This is a genomic window from Parvimonas sp. D9 (assembly GCF_035282565.1).
GTDB lineage: Bacteria > Bacillota > Clostridia > Tissierellales > Peptoniphilaceae > Parvimonas > Parvimonas micra.
The window spans coordinates 1-234 of the sequence record NZ_JAYKBM010000275.1; the positions used below are offsets into that span (position 1 = coordinate 1).

Here is a 234-nt window from a genome sequence, read left to right on the forward strand (position 1 = left end):
ATACCATTGGCAACGGTTGTAATTGGTGGGTTATTATCAGCTACATTACTCACTCTTTTTGTATTGCCTTCCTTGTATCTTTTATTTGAAAAGAAAAAGATTCAAATACCTATGAAACCATTACTTATTATTGTAATGATGTTGTCAACCTGGTCTTTACAGGCACAACCGATCAAACTCGAAAAACTGTTAGCATTGGTGAAAGAAAAGTCGCCCATTTTAAAAGTGGGTCAA

1 protein-coding gene is annotated in these 234 nt (G+C 34.6%); it reads left to right on the forward strand.

The window, feature by feature from the left end; translation table 11 throughout:
* On the forward strand, positions 1-234 hold a 234-nt coding region (locus VJI94_RS08855; RefSeq protein ID WP_324009109.1), incomplete at both ends, for a hypothetical protein.